The sequence below is a fragment of the Serratia plymuthica genome, assembly GCF_018336935.1.
GTDB lineage: Bacteria > Pseudomonadota > Gammaproteobacteria > Enterobacterales > Enterobacteriaceae > Serratia > Serratia plymuthica_B.
Genome location: NZ_CP068771.1, coordinates 3522814 through 3546779, shown reverse-complemented (window position 1 = coordinate 3546779; position 23966 = coordinate 3522814). Strand labels below are relative to the sequence as shown.

Genomic DNA, 23966 nt, shown 5'->3' with positions numbered 1-23966 from the left:
TTACTCCTGCTTTACGCCGTATTGCTTGCCGACGGCCGCTGCCATCAACACTTCCTGGGTGGCCTGTTCAATCGGGAATTCACCGCTTAAGTGCCCTTCGTGCATCACCAGGATGCGGTCGCTCATGCCCAGCACCTCCGGCATTTCCGAAGACACCAGAATGATGCTCAGCCCTTCTTGCTTGAACTGGTTGATTAACTGATAAATTTCTTTTTTGGCACCGACGTCGACGCCGCGCGTCGGCTCGTCGAGGATCAGCACCTTTGGCCGCGTCATCAAACCGCGGGCAATCGCCACCTTCTGCTGATTACCGCCGGAAAGCAGGCCAATCGGCTGTTCCATGGAAGGAGTCTTGATATTGAACAGGCGAATGAAATCCCCTACCGCCTGCTGCTCATCAGCCTGTTTCAGGCTACCGCCGGCGCGGCTGAAATACCGCAGCGCAGTCAGAGACATGTTTTCCTTCACCGACATTCCCAGCACCAGGCCATCGCGCTTGCGGTCTTCGGAGATATACACGATGCCGTTCGCCAGGCCGTCCTGCGGGGAACGCGTCACCACCTCATGGCCATCGAGGCTGACCGTGCCGGCTTTGCGCGGCGCGGCGCCGTAGAGAATCTTCATCAACTCGGTGCGCCCGGCGCCCATCAGCCCAGCCACACCCAGGATTTCGCCGCGGTAGAGGGTAAAGCTGACGTCATGCACGCCGGGGCCGGAAACCTGGCTGACCTGCAGCCGCTTTTCGCCGCGCGGCAGATTAAGCCGCGGGTACTGCTCTTCCAGCTTGCGGCCGACCATCATTTCGATAAGCAGGTCTTCCTGCAGCTCACTGACCGGCCGTTCGGCGATAAACTGCCCGTCACGGAACACCGTGACGTCATCGCAGATTTCGAAGATCTCCTTCAGCCGGTGCGAGATATAAACGATGCCGCGCCCTTCGGCCTTCAGCTCGTTGATCACTTTAAATAAAGACGCGGTTTCCGTGTCGGTCAGCGCATCGGTCGGCTCATCCATAATGATGACCCTGGACTCGAAGCTCAGCACCTTGGCGATTTCCACCATCTGCTGATCGCCGATCGACAGTTCGCCCACCAGCCGGTGGCTGCTGTAACTCAGGTTAAGCCGCGCCAGCAGTTTGTCGGCTTCGGCGTACATTCGCTTCCAGTCAATGCGGCCAAAACGGTTAACAAACTCACGCCCGAGAAAAATGTTTTCCGCAATCGTCAGTTGAGGGATCAGGTTCAGTTCCTGATGGATAATGCCGATGCCCGCTTCCTGCGAATACTTTGGTCCGTTGAACGCCACCTCTTTGCCGAGAAAATACTGACTGCCGGCGTCTTTGTTATAGATGCCGGTCAGCACTTTCATCATGGTGGACTTCCCGGCGCCGTTTTCGCCCACCAGCGCCATCACCTTACCGGGATAAACGCTGAGTGCGGCGCCGGAAAGCGCCTTCACGCCGGGAAAGGCTTTATCGATCCCTTTCAGTTGCAGTAAAGGTTGCATAAATGCCTCAGAAAGTTACGCCGGCGCAGAGGATAACGTTCGCGTACGGCGAACATTCACCACTGCGGATCACCGCCCGGCTGTGTTCAGTTTGCGCTTTAAAAGCCTGGTGGCTGATATAACTCACGCTAATGGTGTTTCCCTGGTGTTGGCCAAGCTGTATCAGTTGAGCCAACAAGGCTTGATGGAGCTGCGGATTTTGATGCACCATCTCTTCCGCCAGAATGGCGCTTTCAACCTGCATCTCCTGCGTCACTACCCCGACCACCTGCAAAAACGTCGGCACTCCCTGGGTCAGCGCCAGATCGATACGCTGCGTTACCGCCGGGATCGGCAGCCCCGCATCGCAGATGACAATCTGATCGGTATGGCCGAGCCGGGAAACCACGGCAGAAACCTCAGCATTCAGCAGTACGCCTTTTTTCATCTTCTCACTCCAGCAGCGAAACGTTTCGCTATCGGATGAGTTTAAAAAAACGGCAGGGGAAGGCAACCGGGATAATGCAGAAATGTGATCGCTATCGAAACGTTTCGCTCGCACAACTGAAAAGCGGAAACAAAAGGGGCCCAGCATTGCTGAGCCCCTGAGAGGGAGTTAAATCTCGACCTGGGTTCCCAGTTCTATCACCCGATTCGGCGGGATCTCGAACTGGTCCGGCGCACGCAGCGCGTTACGGCTCAGCGCGATAAACAGCTTGCCGCGCAGGAACAGATACCAAGGCCGCTTGGTCAGGATCAACGACTCATGCGACATAAAGAACGAGGTTTCCGTCATGCGGCACGGCAGCCCTTCCAGCCCACAGCGGTGGAACACTTCTTCAACGTTCGGCGTTTCGCGCCAGCCGTAGCTGGCCACTACCCGCCAGAAGGTCGGTGAAAGCTGTTCGATGGTCACCCGGCGCACATTGTGGACGTAAGGCGCATCCTCGGTGCGCAGCGTCAACAGCACCACCCGCTCATGCAGCACCTTGTTGTGTTTCAGGTTATGCAGCAGCGCAAAAGGGATCACGTTAATGGCGCGCGACATAAATACCGCCGTACCAGGCACCCGCACCGGTGGCGATTTCTCCAGTGAGGCAATCATCGCCTCCAGAGAGTTACCGTGTTCATGCATACGGCGCAACAGGCGGAAACGTTCGCTTTTCCAGGTGGTCATGATGATGAACATCATCAGCGCCAGCAACAACGGCAGCCAACCGCCAGAGAACAGTTTCAGGGCATTGGCGGAGAACATCGGCACGTCGATAATCAGCAGGATAATCAGGATGCCGACCATGAGGAAGCGATTCCAATGCCAGTTGTTGATCGCCACCGAGGTCACCAGAATGCTGGTCAGCACCATGGTGCCGGTAACGGCGATGCCATATGCCGCTGCCAGGTTGCTGGAGTGTTCGAAGCCCACAATCACCAGCACTACCGCGATATACAACGTCCAGTTAATCACCGGAATATAGATTTGGCCGGACTCCATTTCCGAGGTATGGATAATGCGCATCGGCGACAGATACCCCAGGCGCACAGCCTGGCGGGTCAGGGAGAATACGCCGGAAATCACCGCTTGCGAGGCGATGACCGTAGCCAGCGTCGCCAAGATCAGCAGCGGGATCAACGCCCAATCCGGCGCCAGCAGGAAGAACGGGTTCTTGATCGCCTCGGGATTTTTCAGCAACAACGCGCCCTGGCCGAAATAGTTCAGTACCAGAGAAGGCAACACCACGGTGAACCAGGCCAGGCGGATAGGGAATTTGCCGAAGTGCCCCATATCGGCATACAGCGCCTCGACGCCGGTAATCGACAGCACTACCGCGCCCAACGCAAAGAACGAGACCTTCTTATATTCCATAAAGAAGTTCAGCGCCCATTTCGGATTCATCGCCTGCAGCACTTCCGGGTTAGCGATGATGCTGCGCGCGCCCAGCACCGCCAAAACGATAAACCACAGCAGCATCACAGGAGCAAACAGTTTTCCGACGCTGCCGGTACCGTGTTTTTGGATAGCAAACAGCAGCGTCAGCACCAGAATGGATAAGGGGACGATATAACCGTCGAGCGACGGTGCGGCGATCTCCAGCCCCTCTATCGCCGACATCACCGATATCGCTGGGGTGATCACCACCTCGCCATAGAAGAAACTGCCGCCAATCAGGCCGAGAATCACCAACACCGCAGTGGTGCGCGCCGAGGTATTGCGCCCGGCCAACGACATCAGCGTCAGGATACCGCCTTCGCCGGCGTTATCCGCACGCATGACATAGCTGAGGTATTTGAGCGAAACGATGATAATCAGCATCCAGAAAATCAGGGACAGGAAGCCAAACACCACGTCAGGACGCACATCGAAGCCATAATGGCCGGAGAAACATTCTCTCAGGGTATAAAGAGGGCTGGTGCCAATATCACCGTAAACCACCCCAATTGCCGCCAGAGTTACCGCTGATAAGGACTGTTTATGTTCTGTGCTCATGATTCGTTTCTTTATTAGAACATCCGTTAGCGATGCATCCGCATCAGCCAGAGATACGGGCTCTAAGATCCGTTACGCCCACTAAAAGGCGCACAGTATGCACGATTTATACTGCTTGCCTACTCTTATATCAGCCCCGAAAAATAAACAAAATGTGAACCAGCCACCCTTTTGATAATAGAAAGATTTTACTAATCAACAAGCTATACCATTAAAAATAATGGTGGTTTATCATCGAATTATCCACCAAGATTGGCTAACTCTCGGACAACACGACAATAATATGGCGCCATCATCACTTCTGGCAGAACGGATTTCCCGCCTCAGCAGCGCGCTGGAGAGCGGTCTTTATGAACGGCAGGAAGCAATTCGCCTGTGTTTGCTGGCGGCGTTGAGCGGTGAAAGCGTGTTTCTTCTCGGCCCACCCGGCATCGCCAAGAGCCTGATTGCCCGCCGGTTAAAATTCGCCTTTCGCCGCGCGCGTTCGTTTGAATACCTGATGACACGCTTCTCGACGCCGGAAGAAGTGTTCGGCCCGCTGTCGATCCAGGCATTAAAAGATGAAGGCCGCTATCAGCGTCTGACCGCCGGCTATCTGCCCGAGGCGGAGATCGTGTTCCTGGATGAAATCTGGAAAGCCGGCCCGGCGATCCTAAATACCCTGTTAACAGCGATCAACGAACGCCGCTTCCGCAACGGTAATAGCGAAGAACCGATCCCGCTGCGATTACTGGTTACCGCCTCTAACGAACTGCCTGAGGCCGACAACAGCCTGGAGGCGCTGTACGACCGCATGCTAATCCGCCTGTGGCTGGACAAAGTTCAGGATAAACAGAATTTCCGCTCGCTGCTGGTCAGCCGCCAGAATGAGAATGACAACCCGGTCCCTGAAGCCCTGAGCATCAGCGACGAAGAATTTCACCAATGGCAGCCGCAGATCGACAAGGTCAAACTACCCGAAGGCTGCTTTGAGCTGATATTCCAGCTGCGCCAACGGCTGGATGCGCTGGAAAGCGCCCCCTACGTTTCTGACCGTCGTTGGAAAAAAGCGCTGCGGCTGTTGCAGGCCTGCGCCTTCTTCAGCGGCCGCGACGCCGTCGCCCCACTCGACCTGATGTTGTTGAAGGATTGCCTGTGGCATGACCTCACTTCGCTAAAGCTGCTGCAACAGCAAGTCGACCAGTTACTGACCGAGTCGGCCTATCAGCAGCAGACGCTGTTGATCCAGCTACAGCAGATCCATACCCGCTGGCTGCAACATCAGCAACAGCAGAGCGATCGTCAGGCGATAGCCCTGGTGAAAAAAGGCGGCATGTTCAGCAGAAAACCCCAGTTCATGCCGGCGGCGCCATTAGGCACCGGCACCCTGACCCTGCTGTTGCAAAAACCGCTGCAGCTGCATGATATTCAGGTCAACCATCTGAGCATTGAAAGCAGCGCACTGGAAAACTGGCTGCAAAAGGGCGGCGACGTGCGCGCCAAGCTGAACGGCATCGGTTTTGCCCAGCAGATCGACCTGGAAGTGGACGAGCAACTGCACCTGACGGTGCTGGACGTCAGCCGCCAGCCTTCGCTGCTGGCCCTGCCCGGTAAGCAGACCGGCGGTACCCCCCAGGCGATGCTGGACGAAATGGACGCGCTGGCACAGCGCCTGGCGGAACAGCGCCGGTTGTTCAGCCAACACCAGCCCTGCCTGTTTACGCCTGCCGGCGGCCTGGCGAAAATTGAAGCCAGCCTGTTGCAGGTGGCGGAACAGATCAAGCAGCAGCACCAGCAGATGCGCGGCCAATAACGATGCTCAGCCTGGAAACGCTCGATCTGCTGCTGGCGATCACCGAAGGTGAGCTGATCGAGGAGATGATCGTCGGCATGCTGGCAGCACCGCAGCTAACGGTTTTCTTCAAGAAATTTCCGGCCATCCGCCGGGCGCTGGATCGCGATCTGCCGCGCTGGAAACTGCAACTGAAAGAGCGTATCCATGAAGCCATGGTCCCCCCAGCGCTGGCGCAGGAGTTTTATCGCTATCAACAGTGTCAGTTGGAGAACAACACTCAGTTCTATCACCACCTGAACGATACCCTCGATCTGCTACGCCAGTTGGTTTCCCCGTTTTATGAGCAGGCCCGTTCGCTGGTGGACGCCGCCGATCTGCCCAATCATCCGCTGGACGACAGCTTCCAGACCCTGTTTTTGCAACGCTGGCGCATCAGCCTGACGCTTCAGGCCACCATGCTGCACCACCAGTTGCTGGAACAGGAGCGGGAGCAACTGATGGCGGAGCTGCAAGAACGTCTGGCGCTGAGCGGTGCGCTGGAGCCGCTGTTGTCGGAAAATGACACCGCCGCCGGGCGGTTGTGGGATATGAGCAAAGGCCATCTGCAGCGCGGCGACTATCAGCGGCTGGTGGAATACGGCAATTTCCTGCAACAACAGCCGGAGCTGAAAAAACTGGCGCAGCAATTGGGCCGCAGCTATCAGGCCAAGGCGGTGCAACAGCAAGACGCGCAGCCGGAACCGTTCCGCGTAATGGTCCAGGTACCGGCCACGCTGCCGGAAGAGGTCAGCGGCCTTCACCAAAGCGACGATATTTTGCGCCTGCTGCCGCCGGAACTGGCCACGCTGGGCATCGAAGAGCTGGAGTTTGAATTTTACCGTCGCCTGCTGGAAAAGCGGCTGTTGACGTATCGCCTGCAGGGCGACGTCTGGCAGGAGCAAATCTTGATCCGACAGGTCACCCACCAGCAGCAAGATCAGCAACCGCGCGGGCCGTTTATCGTCTGCGTGGATACTTCAGGTTCGATGGGCGGTTTCAATGAGCAGTGCGCCAAGGCTTTTTGCCTGGCGCTGCTGCGCATAGCGTTGGCGGATAACCGCCGTTGCTACATCATGCTGTTCGCCAACCAGATCGTGCATTACGAGCTTACCGCCGCCAGTGGCATCGAGCAGGCGGTGCGTTTTCTCGGCCAGCATTTTCGCGGCGGCACAGATCTGGCCGCTTGCCTGAACGCCACGGTCACCAAAATGGCAGACAGCGGCTGGTTTGACGCCGACGCGGTGATCATTTCCGACTTTATTGCCCAGCGGCTGCCGGAGGAGGTCATAAAGAAGGTGAAACAGCAGCAGCAAAACCATCAGCAGCGCTTCCATGCCGTGGCGATGTCCGCCTATGGCAAGCCCGGCATCATGCGCATCTTCGATCATATCTGGCGCTTTGATACTGGGTTAAAAAGCCGTTTAATGCGCCGCTGGCGGCGTTGAAGATTACAGCAGCCCTTCGACCGCTTCACGTACTTGCGGCGACCACACGCCGCATTGCACCTGGCCGATATGCGACAGTTGCAACAACAGCATGACCAAACGCGATTGTCCGATGCCACCGCCAATGGTCTGCGGCATCTCCCCGCGCAGCAGCGACTGATGCCACTCCAACTGGAGGCGATCTTCATCGCCAGTCAGCGACAGTTGGCGTTTCAGCGCGTCGGCGTCAACGCGGATCCCCATAGAAGAGATCTCAAAGGCATCCTGCAATACCGGGTTCCACACCACAATATCGCCGTTCAGGCCGGCCAGCCCCTCTGCCGCCGGCGTGGTCCAGTCATCATAATCCGGCGCACGCACATCGTGAGATTTGCCATGCGACAGCTTGCCGCCGATACCGATCAGGAATACCGCACCCAATTCTTTGGCAATAGCCCGCTCGCGGCCTTTGGCATCCAGCTCAGGGTAACGTTGCAACAGGGTTTCGCTGTGAACAAAGTGGATTTGCTCCGGCAGGAACGGGGTTAAGCCGTATTCGCGGCTCACTTCAGCTTCCGTAGCCTTAATAGCCGCATAAATGCTGCGCACGGTGCTTTGCAAGTAATCCTGGCTGCGTTCGCCGTCGCCCATCACCCGTTCCCAATCCCATTGATCAACGTAAACCGAGTGGATCGCGCTAAGACGATCTTCATCCGGGCGCAGCGCTTTCATATGGGTATACAGGCCTTCACCTGCGCTGAAATCATAGCTGCCCAAGGTTTTGCGTTTCCACTTGGCCAGTGAATGCACCACTTCAAAGGTGGCGTCCGGCAAGGTTTTCACCTTCACTTGCACCGCTTTCTCGCTGCCGGACAGGTTGTCCTGAGTTCCGTCGCCCAGGCGGCTGAGGATAGGCGCTTGCACTTCGATCAGGCCAAGCTGCTGTTCCAACTGGCGAGAGAAGAAGGATTTAACCAGGCTGATTTGTTGTTGTTTTTGGATAAACTGTTTTTTCATTGCCGTTTCTCTTATAAATCTGTCTCTGTTGCCATCGATTAAGCAACAGAACGGCAGCGTAATTCAATATCCGCTAATCAATATTGCCTTTTCACTTTTAATCGTTCATTTTTAGGCGTCGATAATTCGACAATCAATAATTAATGGGGGTTTAAATGGCGGAAAATTACCAGATCGATAATCTCGATCGCGGCATTCTCAACGCCCTGATGGAGAATGCGCGCACGCCCTATGCCGAGCTGGCCAAGAACTTTGCCGTCAGCCCCGGCACCATTCATGTGCGGGTAGAAAAGATGAAGCAGGCCGGTATCATTACCGGCGCACGGGTAGACGTAAATCCCAAACGGCTGGGTTACGACGTCTGCTGTTTTATCGGCATTATATTAAAGAGTGCCAAAGACTATCCTTCCGCGCTAAAAAAACTCGAAAGCCTGGAGGAAGTGGTTGAGGCCTACTACACCACGGGCCACTACAGCGTATTTATCAAGGTGATGTGTCGCTCGATAGATGCGTTGCAACAGGTACTTATCAACAAGATCCAGACGATTGACGAGATCCAGTCCACCGAAACCCTGATCTCGCTGCAGAACCCCATCATGCGTACCATCACGCCTTAGTCAGTTAATTAGTATACCCATATTATCCACAGGTAGATCCCAGCCGATTCACAGCGTACAATGCTGCGACTTTTAGAAGGCTGGGATCATTCATTCATGGCAGACATTACTCTGATCAGTGGCAGTACGCTTGGCAGCGCCGAGTATGTAGCCGAGCATTTGGCTGAAAAACTGGAAGAAGCGGGTTTCACTACCGAGATGCTGCACGGCCCCGAATTGGATGAACTGACCCTATCCGGGCGCTGGCTGGTGGTGTCTTCAACCCACGGCGCCGGCGACTTGCCGGATAATCTCCAGCCGCTTTTGGAACAAATAGAAGAACAGCGGCCTGATTTATCGCAGGTAGCGTTCGGTGCAGTCGGTTTAGGCAGCTCCGAATACGATACCTTCTGTGGCGCGATCCAACGGATCAACGATCTTTTGATCGCCTGCGGAGCGAAAAGGATCGGCGATCGGCTGGAGATCGACGTGACTAAACACGAAATTCCTGAGGATCCGGCAGAGGAATGGGTAAAAAACTGGGTTAATTTACTCTGATTTGCACAAAGATCACGCGAACGATTGTGGATAACTAGGCTTAAAAGCAGGGTAAAAGCAGTAGTTATCCCAATAACAACCGTAGGTCGCTTTTTGTCCTGTGCATAACATGCCATTTAGATCCCAGCTTATAAGCAACAGGATCACCGATCATTCACAGCTAACGATCCTCCTTAATCCGCTGATCTCAATCGCGAATAATCACTTATCCACAGAGGATCGCGATCCTAATAAGAGATCTAATAAAGAGATCTTTAAATAAAAAAGATCTTCTTTTAATTACCCAAGATCCTGACCACTTGGTCGATCGACTAAACTTGAGTAGAATCGCCCACCCCAGGGCAAACAACGATCGTTCGCAATACGGCGAGGTGCAGTTCCATGTTTTATCCAGAGCAATTTGACGTCATCATCATCGGTGGTGGCCATGCCGGTACCGAAGCCGCTATGGCTGCGGCACGCATGGGGCGTCAGACTTTATTATTGACACACAATATCGATACGCTGGGGCAAATGTCTTGCAACCCGGCGATTGGCGGTATTGGTAAAGGGCATCTGGTTAAGGAAATTGATGCACTTGGCGGCCTGATGGCCACGGCGATCGATCATGCCGGCATCCAGTTTAGGATACTAAACGCGAGTAAGGGTCCTGCAGTACGGGCAACGCGTGCCCAGGCGGACCGCGTGTTGTATCGTCAGGCAGTACGCACTGCTTTGGAGAACCAGCCAAACCTGACTCTCTTCCAACAGCCGGTCGAAGATCTGATTGTGGAAAACGATCGTGTCGTCGGTGCCGTTACCCAGATGGGCCTTAAATTCCGCGCCAAAGCGGTGGTACTGACCGTAGGCACCTTCCTGGACGGCAAAATCCACATTGGTCTGGAAAATTACAGCGGTGGCCGAGCCGGTGATCCTCCGTCGATCTCGCTGTCACAGCGTCTGCGTGAGCTGCCACTGCGCGTAAACCGGTTAAAAACCGGCACACCGCCACGCATTGACGCACGCACCATAGATTTCAGCGTATTGGCTCCGCAACATGGCGATACACCGATTCCAGTTTTCTCGTTCATGGGCAATGCCGCTCAGCATCCGGAACAAATGGCGTGTTACATCACCCATACCAACGAAAAAACCCATGACGTGATCCGTAATAACCTCGATCGTAGCCCGATGTATGCCGGGATCATCGAAGGGATCGGCCCACGCTACTGCCCGTCGATCGAAGATAAAGTGATGCGCTTTGCCGATCGTAACGCGCACCAGATCTTCCTCGAACCGGAAGGCTTGACCAGCAATGAAATTTATCCAAACGGCATTTCCACCAGTTTGCCGTTTGACGTACAGATGCAGATTGTTCGTTCGATGGAAGGCATGCAGAATGCCCGTATCGTTCGTCCGGGTTACGCCATCGAATATGATTTCTTCGATCCCCGCGATCTGAAACCCACGCTGGAAAGCAAATTTATCCAGGGCTTGTTCTTCGCCGGCCAGATCAACGGCACTACCGGTTATGAAGAAGCCGCAGCCCAGGGCCTGCTGGCCGGTCTGAACGCCGGGCGCTACGCCAATGAAGACGAAGGCTGGTCGCCACGCCGCGATCAGGCCTATCTGGGCGTGCTGGTGGACGACCTCAGCACGCTGGGCACCAAAGAACCCTACCGCATGTTTACCTCACGCGCCGAATACCGCCTGATGCTGCGTGAAGACAATGCCGATCTGCGCCTGACCGAAAAAGGCCGTGAACTGGGCCTGGTTGACGATGCCCGCTGGGCGCGCTTTAGCGAGAAGCTGGAACATATCGAACAGGAACGCCAGCGTTTGCGTGACATTTGGGTGCATCCTCACGCCGAAAACGTCGAGCAGGTTAACGCGTTGCTGAAAGCGCCGCTGTCGCGCGAGGCTAACGGCGAAGAACTGCTGCGCCGTCCTGAAATGGATTACGCGCAGCTGACCACCGTTGCCGCTTTCGCGCCGCCGCTGGCGGATACCCAGGCCGCCGAACAGGTTGAGATCCAGGTAAAATACGAAGGTTATATCGCTCGCCAGCAGGAAGAGATCGAAAAACAACAGCGCAACGAGAATACCGTGCTGCCGCTGGATCTCGATTACCGGCAGGTTTCCGGCTTGTCGAATGAAGTGATCGCTAAACTGAACGATCATAAACCGAATTCTATCGGCCAGGCTTCACGTATCTCCGGCATCACTCCGGCGGCGATCTCGATCCTGCTGATTTGGCTGAAAAAGCAGGGGCTGCTGCGCCGCAGCGCATAAATCCTGTTTCTGGGCGACCGTTTGTTTACTCGGTGAGCAAACGGCCGCTGACATCATCCCGGGCCTGAATTATCATGGTCGCCTTATTGGCCAGCCCTGATTTGGCTTGCCGCTCCGCGCCTGTCAGAGGACACGTTGTGCAGAAAAAATTAGATTCGCTGCTCTCGGCGGCAGGTATTGCGCTTCCCGATCAGCAAAAACAGCAGCTGCTGGGTTATGTCGGCATGCTGGATAAGTGGAACAAGGCTTATAACCTCACCTCCGTGCGCGATCCGCAGCAAATGCTGGTTCGCCATATTCTCGACAGCATAGTGGTGAATCCGCATCTGCAAGGCTCGCGTTTTATCGATGTAGGCACAGGGCCCGGTCTGCCCGGCATTCCGCTGGCTATCGTTCGTCCAGATTCGCATTTCACCCTGCTCGACAGTCTGGGCAAGCGCGTGCGCTTCCTGCGCCAGGTACAGCATGAACTGGGACTGACCAATATCGAGCCGGTGCAGAGCCGTGTTGAGGCGTTCCCGGCCGAGCCGCCGTTTGACGGCGTCATCAGCCGCGCTTTCGCTTCGCTGCAGGATATGCTGTCCTGGTGCCACCATCTGCCGGCAAAAGGGCAGGGCAGGTTCTACGCGTTGAAAGGAGTACGCCCGGATGAAGAGCTGGCACACCTGCCTGAAGGCATAGTGCTGGAGTCGGTGGTGCGTCTGCAGGTGCCGGAACTCGAAGGTGAACGCCATTTGGTGGTGCTTAAGGCAAACTGAGTTTGCTTTCGATCAAATAAGCGTGAATTAAAAGATAGTGCCTAAAGTAAAAGTAAGCAGGCTAATTAAATGGCGGTTTTTTTAGTTAATTTACTTTTTATTAACACAAACGGCGCCGTTAATTAGCGACAATAAGGTAATTGCCGTTTGAAATAGTTACGTTAGCAACGATGCGCGAACGATTCTGCTTTGCTGCTAATGTTAATTGGTTGTTGTAATATTGGCCCGGAAGCTGTCAATAAAAGGTTTTTATCGGGTGTACGGATTGTTTTTGAACAGTTAACTTGTAATGTTTTGATTTATAATATCTTTTGATCGCCCAATTAGCTAAAGACAGTTTGAGCGACGATGAGCTATAAATCAGGAAGAGGCATTATTGTGAGCGGCTTCGCGTTTCTTGGTGCAATGCTGGAATAATCAGACAATTAAATTAGCCCTATTATTCCGACCGTTTTCTTGTGAAAATGGCCTCAAATGGGGGAATTTAAATAATTGTTCACCTTTTCGCTACTTATCGATTGAATTCGTTGGTATGCCCCGTATAATTTGCTCGTTTTTTGCTGCTTGACTCAGGACAGCAAAGACAGTTTCATACGTCACTCAGCATACCCCCTCTGGGGTACGGAGAGAACAAACGTCATGTCTGTGTCCCTTTACAGCGGAAAAGTAGCACGCAAACTGCTGTTTCTGCAGTTAATGACGTTTGTTCTGATCAGCGCTGTTTTCTTGCTGAAAAGCCTGGAATGGAGCGCTTCGGCATTGGCTGGTGGTCTCGCCGCCTGGTTGCCGAGTGCAATGTTTATGCTGTTTGCCTTGCGCCATCAGGCGCAGACGCCGGCGCCCGGTCGGGTTGCCTGGTCGTTCGCCATAGGCGAGGGGCTAAAGGTCGTGATCACCATAGTTTTGCTGATCGTGGCGCTTGGGGTGTTCAAGGCGGAATTTATACCGCTTGGCCTAACCTATTTAGCGGTGTTAGTGGTGCAAATTTTGGCACCCGCCGTGATTAACAGTTACCGAAATTAACTAAATAAGGGTAGAGGCATCATGTCTGCAGGAGAAGTCTTGACTCCACAGGAGTATATCGGTCACCACCTGACGCAGCTTCAGGTCGGGACGGGGTTCTGGTCGATCAACATCGACTCGATGTTTTTCTCCGTTGTCCTCGGAGCGCTCTTCCTGGTGATCTTCCGCAAAGTGGCTAAAAACGCCACCAGCGGCGTGCCGGGTAAACTGCAAACCGCAGTGGAATTGGTCGTTGGGTTCGTCGACAGCAGCGTTCGTGACATGTACCACGGCAAGAGCAAAGTGATCGCTCCGCTGGCGCTGACCGTGTTCGTCTGGGTATTCCTGATGAACATGATGGACTTGCTGCCGATCGACCTGTTGCCAACCATTGGTGAACGTTACCTTGGTCTGCCTGCGCTGCGCGTAGTGCCAACCGCGGACGTGAACGTGACCTTGTCGATGGCGTTGGGCGTATTTATCCTGATTCTGTTCTACAGCATCAAAATGAAAGGTGTTGGTGGGTTCGTTAAAGAGTTAACCATGCAGCCGTTCAACCACCCAGTATTCATTCCTATCAACCTGATTCTTGAAGGTGTCAGCCTGCTGTCCAAGCCTGTTTCACTGGGCCTGCGACTGTTCGGCAACATGTATGCGGGTGAGTTGATCTTCATCCTGATTGCTGGCCTGTTGCCGTGGTGGTCACAGTGGGTCCTGAGCTTGCCTTGGGCTATCTTCCACATCCTGATCATTACGCTTCAAGCCTTTATTTTCATGGTTCTGACGATTGTCTATCTGTCGATGGCATCTGAAGAGCACTGATTTTCTTAAAACACTTGCACTTTTAAACTGAAACAAACTGGAGACTGTCATGGAAAACCTGAGTATGGATCTGCTGTACATGGCTGCCGCTGTGATGATGGGTTTAGCGGCAATCGGTGCTGCGATCGGTATCGGCATCCTGGGTGGTAAATTCTTGGAAGGCGCTGCTCGTCAGCCTGACCTGATTCCTCTGCTGCGTACACAGTTCTTTATCGTTATGGGTCTGGTTGACGCCATCCCGATGATCGCTGTTGGTCTGGGTCTGTACGTGATGTTTGCTGTCGCGTAAGTAGAGAATTTCTCTACACTGAAACCACTATTAACTTTTAAAGAGGCATTGTGCTGTGAATCTTAACGCAACAATCCTCGGCCAGGCCATCGCGTTCGTTCTGTTTGTCTGGTTCTGCATGAAGTATGTATGGCCGCCGATTATGGCAGCCATCGAGAAGCGTCAGGGAGAAATTGCTGACGGTCTCGCTTCTGCAGAGCGTGCCAAAAAAGATTTGGACTTAGCGCAAGCCAATGCGACCGACCAGCTGAAAACTGCTAAAGCAGAAGCTCAGGTGATCATCGAGCAAGCAAATAAACGCAAAGCTCAGATCATGGATGAAGCGAAAGCCGAAGCCGAGCAGGAACGTAACAAAATCGTGGCGCAGGCTCAGGCTGAGATCGAAGCCGAACGTAAGCGCGCTCGTGAAGAGTTGCGTAAGCAAGTCGCGATGCTGGCAATTGCCGGCGCCGAGAAGATCATCGAACGTTCCGTGGATGAAGCTGCTAACAGCGACATCGTTGATAAACTGGTCGCTGAACTGTAAGGAGGGAGGGGCTGATGTCTGAATTTGTAACTGTAGCTCGCCCCTACGCCAAAGCAGCTTTTGACTTTGCCGTTGAGCACCAAAGCGTAGAGCGCTGGCAGGATATGCTGGCGTTTGCGGCTGTTGTCACTCGCAATGAACAAATTTCTGAACTGCTGTCTGGCGCTGTCGCGCCGGAGACGCTGTCCAAAACGTTCATCGCTGTTTGTGGCGATCGGCTCGACGAACATGGCCAGAACTTTATCCGTGTAATGGCCGAAAATGGACGTTTACTGGTTCTTCCTGCGGTGCTGCAGCAGTTCATCGAACTGCGCGCTTTGCTGGAATCCACCGTCGAAGTCGAAGTGCTCTCTGCGAGCGTACTTAACGACGAACAGCAGGCTAAAATTGCCGCTGCGATGGAAAAACGTCTGTCACGCAAAGTTAAGCTGAATTGCAAAATTGACAAGTCTGTTCTGGCTGGCGTGATTATCCGCGCTGGCGATATGGTGATTGATGGCAGCGTTCGCGGTCGTCTTGAACGCCTGACAGACGTCTTGCAGTCTTAAGGGGACTGGAGCATGCAACTGAATTCCACCGAAATCAGCGAACTGATCAAGCAGCGCATTGCTCAGTTCAATGTGGTGAGCGAAGCTCACAATGAAGGTACTATTGTTTCCGTCAGTGACGGGATCATCCGCGTACACGGTCTGGCCGAAGTTATGCAGGGCGAAATGATCGCGCTGCCAGGCAACCGTTACGCAATCGCATTGAACCTGGAGCGCGACTCCGTAGGTGCCGTGGTTATGGGTCCGTACGCGGATCTGGCCGAAGGCATGAAGGTAAAATGTACCGGCCGTATTCTGGAAGTTCCGGTTGGCCGTGGCCTGCTGGGCCGTGTAGTTAACACCCTGGGCGCACCTATTGACGGTAAAGGCCCGGTTGATAACGACGGTTTCTCCCCGGTTGAAGCTATTGCCCCTGGTGTTATCGAGCGTCAATCCGTTGATCAGCCGGTTCAGACTGGCTACAAATCTGTTGATGCGATGATTCCAATCGGCCGTGGCCAGCGTGAGCTGGTGATCGGTGACCGTCAGACCGGTAAAACCGCTCTGGCCATCGATGCGATCATCAACCAACGCGATTCCGGCATCAAATGTGTTTACGTGGCTATCGGCCAGAAAGCGTCCACCATCGCTAACGTGGTGCGCAAACTGGAAGAGCACGGCGCATTGGCAAACACCATCGTTGTGGTTGCTACCGCGTCTGAGTCTGCTGCACTGCAATATCTGGCGCCATATGCCGGTTGCGCAATGGGTGAATACTTCCGTGACCGCGGCGAAGATGCACTGATTGTTTACGATGACCTGTCCAAACAGGCCGTTGCCTATCGTCAGATCTCCCTGCTGCTTCGTCGTCCACCAGGTCGTGAAGCTTACCCAGGCGACGTATTCTACCTCCACTCTCGTTTGCTGGAGCGTGCTGCGCGTGTAAACGCCGACTACGTTGAAGCCTTCACCAAAGGTGAAGTCAAAGGTAAAACCGGTTCACTGACCGCTCTGCCGATCATTGAAACCCAGGCGGGTGACGTTTCCGCGTTCGTTCCGACCAACGTAATCTCGATTACCGATGGTCAGATCTTCCTGGAATCCAACCTGTTTAACTCCGGTATTCGTCCGGCAGTTAACCCGGGTATCTCTGTATCCCGTGTGGGCGGTGCAGCGCAAACCAAGATCATGAAAAAACTGTCCGGTGGTATTCGTACCGCGCTGGCACAGTACCGTGAACTGGCTGCGTTCTCTCAGTTCGCTTCCGATCTGGATGATGCGACCCGCAAACAGCTGAGCCACGGTCAGAAAGTGACCGAGCTGCTGAAACAGAAACAGTATGCGCCGATGTCCGTCGCACAACAGTCTCTGGTGCTGTTTGCCGCTGAACGTGGCTACCTGAACGACGTTGAAGTCGCGAAAGTCGTGAGCTTCGAAGCCGCGCTGGTTGCTTACGCAGACCGCGAGCATGCCGAGTTGCTGAACCACATCAACCAAACTGGCAATTTCAATGACGAGATCGAGGGCAAGCTGAAAGCTATCCTCGAGACCTTCAAGAAAACCCAGTCCTGGTAACGCCTAACGGTCCTGCTGTTGAAAGACAGCAGGCCGTCTGGTAATGAGGAGAAGCAGAGATGGCCGGCGCAAAAGAGATACGTAGTAAGATCGCGAGCGTGCAAAACACGCAAAAGATCACTAAAGCGATGGAAATGGTCGCCGCCTCCAAAATGCGTAAATCGCAGGAACGCATGGCGGCCAGCCGTCCTTATGCAGAGACCATGCGCAAAGTGATTGGTCACCTTGCGTTGGGTAATCTGGAATATAAGCACCCGTACCTGGATGAGCGTGACGTTAAGCGCGTCGGGTATCTGGTGGTGTCTACTGACCGTGGTCTCTGTGGCGGTTTGAACATCAACCTGTTCAAGCGTCTGTTGTCAGAGATGAAAGGCTGGTCCGAAAAAGGCGTCGAAGTTGATTTGGCGTTGATTGGCTCTAAAGCGGCTTCTTTCTTTGGTTCCGTGGGCGGCAACGTGGTTGCCCAGGTGACCGGCATGGGGGATAAACCTTCCCTGTCGGATCTGATCGGGCCGGTGAAAGTGATGCTGCAAGCCTACGACGAAGGTCGTTTGGACAAGCTGTACATTGTCAGCAACAAATTTGTCAATACGATGTCCCAGGAACCACAGATCGTTCAGCTGTTGCCGTTACCGCCTTCCGATGACGGTGAGCTGAAGAAAACGTCCTGGGATTACCTGTATGAACCCGATCCAAAAGTGCTGCTTGATACCTTGCTGCGCCGCTATGTGGAATCGCAAGTTTATCAGGGCGTCGTGGAAAACCTGGCCAGCGAGCAGGCCGCACGAATGGTAGCGATGAAAGCCGCAACCGATAACGGCGGTAGCCTGATCAAAGAGCTGCAGTTGGTATACAACAAGGCGCGTCAGGCCAGCATCACTCAGGAACTCACCGAGATCGTTTCGGGAGCCTCCGCGGTTTAAGCTAGGTTTACGAATTACGTAGAGGATTCAAGATGGCTACTGGAAAGATTATCCAGGTAATCGGCGCCGTAGTGGACGTCGAGTTCCCTCAGGATGCCGTACCGAAAGTGTACAACGCTCTTGAGGTAGAAAACGGTACCGATAAGCTGGTGCTGGAAGTTCAGCAACAGCTGGGCGGTGGCGTGGTTCGCTGTATCGCGATGGGGACCTCCGATGGTCTGCGTCGTGGTCTGAAAGTGATCGACCTGGATCACCCGATTGAAGTACCGGTAGGTAAAGCTACCCTGGGCCGCATCATGAACGTATTGGGTGAACCAATCGACATGAAAGGCGACATCGGCGAAGAAGAACGTTGGGCGATTCACCGTCCGGCGCCAAGCTACGAAGATTTGGCCAACTCCCAGGATCTGCTGGAAACCGGTATCAAGGTTATGGACCTGATCTGTCCGTTCGCTAAGGGCGGTAAAGTTGGTCTGTTCGGTGGTGCGGGCGTGGGTAAAACCGTAAACATGATGGAGCTGATCCGTAACATCGCGATCGAACACTCCGGTTATTCCGTGTTTGCAGGCGTGGGTGAGCGTACTCGTGAGGGTAACGACTTCTACCACGAAATGAACGACTCCAACGTACTGGACAAAGTATCCCTGGTTTACGGCCAGATGAACGAGCCACCGGGTAACCGTCTGCGCGTTGCTCTGACCGGTCTGACCATGGCGGAGAAATTCCGTGACGAAGGCCGCGACGTTCTGCTGTTCGTTGATAACATCTACCGTTATACCCTGGCCGGTACCGAAGTGTCCGCACTTCTGGGCCGTATGCCATCTGCGGTAGGTTATCAGCCAACGCTGGCGGAAGAGATGGGCGTTCTGCAAGAACGTATCACCTCTACCAAGACCGGTTCTATCACCTCCGTACAGGCCGTTTACGTTCCTGCGGATGACTTGACTGACCCGTCACCAGCCACCACCTTTGCCCACTTGGACGCAACCGTGGTACTGAGCCGTAATATCGCTTCTCTGGGTATCTACCCGGCCGTTGACCCGCTGGATTCCACCAGCCGTCAGTTGGATCCGTTGGTCGTTGGCCAGGAGCACTACGATGTAGCGCGTGGCGTGCAGTCTATTCTGCAACGTTACCAGGAACTGAAAGATATCATCGCAATTCTGGGTATGGACGAGCTGTCAGAAGAAGACAAACTGGTCGTATCCCGTGCGCGTAAAATCCAACGCTTCCTGTCTCAGCCGTTCTTCGTGGCAGAAGTCTTTACCGGTTCTCCGGGCAAGTTCGTATCGCTGAAAGACACCATTCGTGGTTTCAAAGGCATTATGGACGGCGACTATGACCACCTGCCTGAACAAGCGTTCTACATGGTTGGCACCATTGAAGAAGCAGTGGAAAAAGCCAAGAAACTGTAACGTCTTGAGAGGAGGGTGATATGGCTATGACTTACCATCTGGATGTAGTCAGCGCGGAAAAACATATGTTTTCCGGCCTGGTGCAAAAGATCCAGGTGACAGGTAGCGAAGGCGAACTGGGGATTTTCCCTGGCCATGCGCCGCTGCTGACTGCCATCAAGCCTGGCATGGTGCGTATTGTTAAACAGCACGGTGAAGAAGAGTTCATCTACCTGTCCGGTGGTATCCTTGAGGTACAACCGAGCGTGGTAACCGTGTTGGCTGACACTGCTATCCGTGGAACGGACCTCGACGAAGCGAGAGCGCTGGAAGCTAAGCGTAAAGCTGAAGAGCATATCAGCAGCTCTCATGGCGATGTCGACTATGCTCAGGCATCTGCAGAACTGGCGAAAGCGATCGCGAAACTGCGCGTTATCGAGCTTACCAGAAGATCGATGTAATATTTTGGCGCGTGCATAACGCAGCTAAAATTAAGAAAGCGGCCTATAGGGTCGCTTTTTTTTTGCTTTAAAATAAGCGATTCAGCCAGGTGGGTATTGTGATGTATAACTCTTGGCACAGGTTAAAAATGTCTCCATTTGCCGACAATTATGCCCAGGATTGCAGGATGTCGGCCTGAGCTGCGGCACGCCTAGTGCCACATGGCTTGCGCCGGGTTCGTACAGAGAAATATGTAGTAATATCGTCATTAAAGAGTTCTACTTTCGTCTATCAAAATGGAGTTATCAGGTTGCTTATGTCGAACAGCGCAATGAGTGTGGTGATCCTCGCCGCGGGCAAGGGAACACGCATGTATTCCGATCTTCCCAAAGTGTTACATCCATTGGCCGGCAAGCCGATGGTGCAGCACGTCATTGATGCCGCGATGAAACTGGGCGCGAAAAACGTCCATCTGGTGTATGGCCACGGCGGTGATTTGCTGAAAAGCACCCTGACCGATGACGCCTTGAACTGGGTGTTGCAGGCCGAGCAATTGGGTACCGGCCATGCCATGCAGCAGGCTGCGCCGCATTTTGCCGATGATGAAGACGTCCTGATGCTATATGGCGACGTGCCGCTGATCTCCGTCGACACGCTCACGCGCCTGTTGGCGGCGAAGCCGCAGGGCGGCATTGGCCTGCTGACGGTGAAGCTGGCCGATCCAAGCGGTTACGGCCGCATCGTGCGTGAGAACGACGATGTGGTGGGTATCGTTGAGCACAAGGATGCCAGCGAAGCCCAGCGCCAGATTACTGAAATCAATACCGGTATTTTGGTCGCCAATGGGCGCGATCTTAAGCGCTGGCTGGGGATGCTGAACAACGACAATGCGCAGGGTGAATTCTACATCACGGATATCATTGCGCTGGCCCATGCCGACGGTAAGAAAATTGAAGCGGTGCATCCGTCGCGCCTGAGCGAAGTGGAAGGCGTGAATAACCGCCTGCAGCTGTCACGGCTTGAACGTATCTATCAGGCAGAACAATCTGAAAAGTTGCTGCTGGCCGGCGTAATGCTGCTGGATCCGGCACGCTTTGACCTGCGTGGGGAACTTGTGCACGGCCGCGATATCTCTATTGATGCTAATGTCATTATCGAAGGGTCGGTAAAGCTGGGCAATCGGGTGAAGATCGGTGCCGGCTGCGTACTGAAAAACTGCGTGATCGGCGATGATTGCGAAATTAGCCCTTACAGCGTGCTGGAAGACGCGGTGCTGGAAGCAGCCTGTACGGTGGGGCCTTTTGCCCGTTTACGCCCGGGCGCAGAGTTGGCGGAAGGCGCTCACGTCGGTAATTTCGTGGAGATAAAAAAAGCGCGTCTGGGCAAAGGCTCTAAAGCGGGTCATCTGAGCTACCTGGGCGATGCTGAAATTGGCGATGATGTGAATATCGGCGCTGGTACCATTACCTGTAACTATGATGGCGCCAATAAACATAAAACCATTATTGGCGACGGCGTGTTTGTCGGTTCCGATACCCAGCTGGTGGCGCCGGTTTCCGTTGGCAAAGGTTCCACCATTGCCGCAGGCACCACGGTCACCCGTGATATCGCTGAAAACGAGCTGGTACTGAGCCGCGTCAAGCAGGTGCATGTCCAGGGCTGGCAGCGCCCGGTGAAGAAGAAATAACGAGTGTGTTTTGCTTTGGGCTCTGCTTACGAGCCCAATACAAAACATAAAAGTCCTCAATAGATTTTGCGTTGCTGCTAGGCGGCAAGAGTGTGAATTCCCAGGAGCTTAGTTCGCTAAGTGACTGGGATGAGCACTCGTAGCCAACAACGCAGCAGCGCGAAAGATGAAGAGGATAATCCCCACCATCTACAGGCTCGGGGAAGCACGGTAAAAACCGGCGAGATCAGGTCAAGACATCGAAAGCGCCCCGAAAGGCGTTTAATTAGGAATACAACTGATGTGTGGAATTGTAGGCGCAGTAGCGCAACGTGATATTGCAGAAATTCTGTTGGAAGGATTACGCCGTCTCGAGTACCGCGGTTACGACTCCGCCGGTCTGGCGGTGGTTGATGCCGAAGGCAACGTAAGCCGTTTACGCCGCGTAGGCAAAGTTCATAAATTGACCGAAGCCGCAGAACAACACGAACTGCACGGTGGCACCGGTATTGCGCATACCCGCTGGGCAACTCACGGGGAGCCTACAGAGGCGAATGCGCACCCGCATGTTTCCGATTACATCACCGTAGTGCATAACGGCATCATCGAAAACCACGAACCGCTGCGTGAATTGCTGATCGAGCGCGGTTATCACTTCAGCTCTGAGACCGACACCGAGGTGATTGCGCATCTGGTGCATTGGGAACAGCGCCAGGGCGGTACGTTGCTGGAAGTGGTTCAGCGCGTGATCCCGCAGCTGCGTGGCGCCTACGGCACCGTGGTCATGGACAGCCGCGACCCTAGCGTGCTGGTGGCTGCGCGTTCCGGTAGCCCGTTGGTTATCGGCCGTGGCGTCGGTGAAAACTTTATCGCTTCCGATCAACTGGCTCTGCTGCCGGTAACCCGCCGCTTTATCTTCCTGGAAGAAGGCGACGTGGTGGAAGTGACCCGCCGTACCGTCAGCATTTTCGACAAACAGGGCAACGCCATCGAGCGTCCTGAGATCGAATCCAAAGTGCAGTATGACGCCGGTGACAAAGGCGCTTACCGTCACTACATGCAAAAAGAGATCTACGAACAGCCGCTGGCGCTGAAAAACACCCTGGAAGGGCGTTTCAGCCATGGCCAAATCAATCTGAGCGAGCTGGGTCCGCGTGCCGATGAATTGCTGGCTAAAGTGCAGCACGTACAAATCATCGCCTGCGGCACCTCCTACCACTCCGGCATGGTGGCGCGTTATTGGTTCGAGGCGCTGGCTGGCGTGCCTTGCGACGTCGAAATCGCTTCTGAATTCCGCTATCGCAAATCTGCGGTGCGCCCGGGCAGCCTGATCATCACGCTGTCGCAGTCCGGTGAAACCGCCGATACCCTGGCGGCGTTGCGCCTGTCTAAAGAGTTGGGTTATCTGGGGTCGCTGGCGGTGTGTAACGTAGCCGGTTCTTCGCTGGTGCGCGAATCCGATTTGGCGCTGATGACCAAAGCCGGCACTGAAATCGGTGTAGCTTCTACCAAAGCCTTCACTACCCAGCTTGCGGTATTGCTGATGCTGGTGGCGCGTTTGGGTCGTCTGAAAGGCATGGCGGAAAGCGTTGAGCATGAAATCGTGCATGCTCTGCAGGCGTTGCCGGCGCGTATCGAACAGATGCTGTCGCTGGACAAAAACATTGAAGCGCTGGCGGAAGGTTTCTCCGACAAGCATCACGCGCTGTTCCTTGGCCGTGGCGATCAGTACCCGATCGCTATGGAAGGTGCACTGAAGCTGAAAGAGATCTCTTACATTCACGCGGAAGCCTATGCGGCGGGTGAGCTGAAACATGGCCCGCTGGCGTTGATCGACGCCGATATGCCGGTCATCGTGGTGGCGCCGAACAACGAACTGCTGGAAAAACTGAAGTCCAACATCGAAGAAGTGCGCGCGCGCGGCGGCCAGCTGTACGTGTTCGCAGATCAGGATGCCGGTTTCGTCAGCAGCGAAGGCATGACCATCATTCCATTGCCGCACGTGGAAGAAATCGTGGCACCAATCTTCTACACCGTGCCGTTGCAGCTGTTGTCTTATCACGTAGCGTTGATCAAAGGCACTGACGTTGACCAGCCGCGTAACCTGGCGAAGTCTGTCACGGTAGAGTAATCAATTGCTGTTATGTTTGAAAAGCCGGCCTGAGCGCCGGCTTTTTTCATGGTCATATCAACGATGACAATACTGTGACACAGAGGATAAAAGTTGTCGTTTTCAAGTGGATAGCTGCGTCGGCAAAGGTTTTTTTATTGATTAATTATTGTGTGTTTTTGTATTTAACATTATGATTTTTATACGATATTAACCACTTGTTTTACGGTGTAATATAACTGTCATATTTCGTACATTTTACTGTCACCAAACTGTCCTATTTT

21 protein-coding genes are annotated in these 23966 nt (G+C 54.2%); 17 read left to right on the top strand and 4 right to left on the bottom strand.

Annotation, left to right across the window (positions count from 1 at the left end; genetic code table 11):
• The 3 genes from rbsA to kup form a co-directional block, all read right to left on the bottom strand.
• Positions 1–1506: a ribose ABC transporter ATP-binding protein RbsA gene (gene rbsA / locus JK621_RS16530; RefSeq protein ID WP_212556888.1), complete on the bottom strand. Its 1506-nt coding sequence runs from the start codon at positions 1504–1506 to the stop codon at positions 1–3.
• Between the two features lie 7 nt (positions 1507–1513).
• On the bottom strand, positions 1514–1933 hold the full coding sequence (gene rbsD / locus JK621_RS16525; protein ID WP_013815063.1) for a D-ribose pyranase: 420 nt from the start codon (positions 1931–1933) through the stop codon (positions 1514–1516).
• Between the two features lie 168 nt (positions 1934–2101).
• Positions 2102–3970 carry a low affinity potassium transporter Kup gene (kup, locus tag JK621_RS16520; protein WP_212556887.1) on the bottom strand — a complete coding sequence of 623 codons (1869 nt, stop codon included), beginning with the start codon at positions 3968–3970 and terminating at the stop codon, positions 2102–2104.
• Between the two features lie 283 nt (positions 3971–4253).
• On the opposite strand from kup, the gene ravA reads away from it, so the two are divergent.
• Together ravA and viaA are read left to right on the top strand one after the other, a co-directional pair.
• Complete coding sequence (gene ravA, locus JK621_RS16515) at positions 4254–5762, top strand: ATPase RavA (protein ID WP_126486157.1); 1509 nt, start codon at positions 4254–4256, stop codon at positions 5760–5762.
• Between the two features lie 2 nt (positions 5763–5764).
• On the top strand, positions 5765–7228 hold the full coding sequence (viaA, locus tag JK621_RS16510) for an ATPase RavA stimulator ViaA (RefSeq protein ID WP_212556886.1): 1464 nt from the start codon (positions 5765–5767) through the stop codon (positions 7226–7228).
• Positions 7229–7231: 3 nt separating this feature from the next.
• On the opposite strand, the gene asnA is transcribed toward viaA, so the two are convergent.
• Positions 7232–8224, bottom strand: a complete 993-nt coding sequence (gene asnA / locus JK621_RS16505) for an aspartate--ammonia ligase (RefSeq protein WP_212556885.1) — start codon at positions 8222–8224, stop codon at positions 7232–7234.
• 155 nt (positions 8225–8379) lie between these two features.
• Between asnA and asnC the strand changes: the two genes are divergently transcribed.
• The 15 genes from asnC (at position 8380) to glmS (ending at position 23703) form a co-directional block, all read left to right on the top strand.
• A complete protein-coding gene (gene asnC, locus JK621_RS16500; RefSeq protein WP_004950461.1) occupies positions 8380–8841 on the top strand; it encodes a transcriptional regulator AsnC in 462 nt (153 codons plus the stop codon).
• A gap of 96 nt (positions 8842–8937) precedes the next feature.
• Positions 8938–9378, top strand: a complete 441-nt coding sequence (mioC, locus tag JK621_RS16495; RefSeq protein ID WP_212556884.1) for an FMN-binding protein MioC — start codon at positions 8938–8940, stop codon at positions 9376–9378.
• Positions 9379–9759: 381 nt separating this feature from the next.
• A complete protein-coding gene (gene mnmG, locus JK621_RS16490) occupies positions 9760–11649 on the top strand; it encodes a tRNA uridine-5-carboxymethylaminomethyl(34) synthesis enzyme MnmG (RefSeq protein ID WP_212556883.1) in 1890 nt (629 codons plus the stop codon).
• Positions 11650–11786: 137 nt separating this feature from the next.
• Positions 11787–12407, top strand: coding sequence for a 16S rRNA (guanine(527)-N(7))-methyltransferase RsmG (gene rsmG, locus JK621_RS16485; RefSeq protein WP_126486163.1), 621 nt, complete (start codon positions 11787–11789; stop codon positions 12405–12407).
• Between the two features lie 639 nt (positions 12408–13046).
• Entirely contained in the window at positions 13047–13430 is a 384-nt protein-coding gene (atpI, locus tag JK621_RS16480; protein WP_006321811.1) for a F0F1 ATP synthase subunit I, read from the top strand.
• A gap of 21 nt (positions 13431–13451) precedes the next feature.
• Positions 13452–14231, top strand: coding sequence for a F0F1 ATP synthase subunit A (atpB, locus tag JK621_RS16475; protein ID WP_126486167.1), 780 nt, complete (start codon positions 13452–13454; stop codon positions 14229–14231).
• Between the two features lie 49 nt (positions 14232–14280).
• Positions 14281–14520 carry a F0F1 ATP synthase subunit C gene (gene atpE / locus JK621_RS16470; RefSeq protein ID WP_004093904.1) on the top strand — a complete coding sequence of 80 codons (240 nt, stop codon included), beginning with the start codon at positions 14281–14283 and terminating at the stop codon, positions 14518–14520.
• A 55-nt stretch (positions 14521–14575) separates the two neighbouring features.
• Positions 14576–15046, top strand: coding sequence for a F0F1 ATP synthase subunit B (gene atpF, locus JK621_RS16465; protein WP_004950476.1), 471 nt, complete (start codon positions 14576–14578; stop codon positions 15044–15046).
• A gap of 14 nt (positions 15047–15060) precedes the next feature.
• On the top strand, positions 15061–15594 hold the full coding sequence (gene atpH, locus JK621_RS16460) for a F0F1 ATP synthase subunit delta (protein ID WP_006321798.1): 534 nt from the start codon (positions 15061–15063) through the stop codon (positions 15592–15594).
• A gap of 12 nt (positions 15595–15606) precedes the next feature.
• Positions 15607–17148, top strand: coding sequence for a F0F1 ATP synthase subunit alpha (gene atpA, locus JK621_RS16455; protein WP_004950482.1), 1542 nt, complete (start codon positions 15607–15609; stop codon positions 17146–17148).
• Between the two features lie 59 nt (positions 17149–17207).
• Positions 17208–18071 carry a F0F1 ATP synthase subunit gamma gene (gene atpG, locus JK621_RS16450; RefSeq protein WP_013815069.1) on the top strand — a complete coding sequence of 288 codons (864 nt, stop codon included), beginning with the start codon at positions 17208–17210 and terminating at the stop codon, positions 18069–18071.
• A 32-nt stretch (positions 18072–18103) separates the two neighbouring features.
• Entirely contained in the window at positions 18104–19486 is a 1383-nt protein-coding gene (gene atpD, locus JK621_RS16445; RefSeq protein ID WP_004950488.1) for a F0F1 ATP synthase subunit beta, read from the top strand.
• A 20-nt stretch (positions 19487–19506) separates the two neighbouring features.
• Positions 19507–19926 carry a F0F1 ATP synthase subunit epsilon gene (locus tag JK621_RS16440; RefSeq protein ID WP_004950490.1) on the top strand — a complete coding sequence of 140 codons (420 nt, stop codon included), beginning with the start codon at positions 19507–19509 and terminating at the stop codon, positions 19924–19926.
• A 296-nt stretch (positions 19927–20222) separates the two neighbouring features.
• Positions 20223–21593, top strand: a complete 1371-nt coding sequence (glmU, locus tag JK621_RS16435; RefSeq protein ID WP_212556882.1) for a bifunctional UDP-N-acetylglucosamine diphosphorylase/glucosamine-1-phosphate N-acetyltransferase GlmU — start codon at positions 20223–20225, stop codon at positions 21591–21593.
• Between the two features lie 280 nt (positions 21594–21873).
• Positions 21874–23703 carry a glutamine--fructose-6-phosphate transaminase (isomerizing) gene (glmS, locus tag JK621_RS16430; RefSeq protein WP_006321790.1) on the top strand — a complete coding sequence of 610 codons (1830 nt, stop codon included), beginning with the start codon at positions 21874–21876 and terminating at the stop codon, positions 23701–23703.
• The last annotated feature ends 263 nt before the right edge of the window (positions 23704–23966 follow it).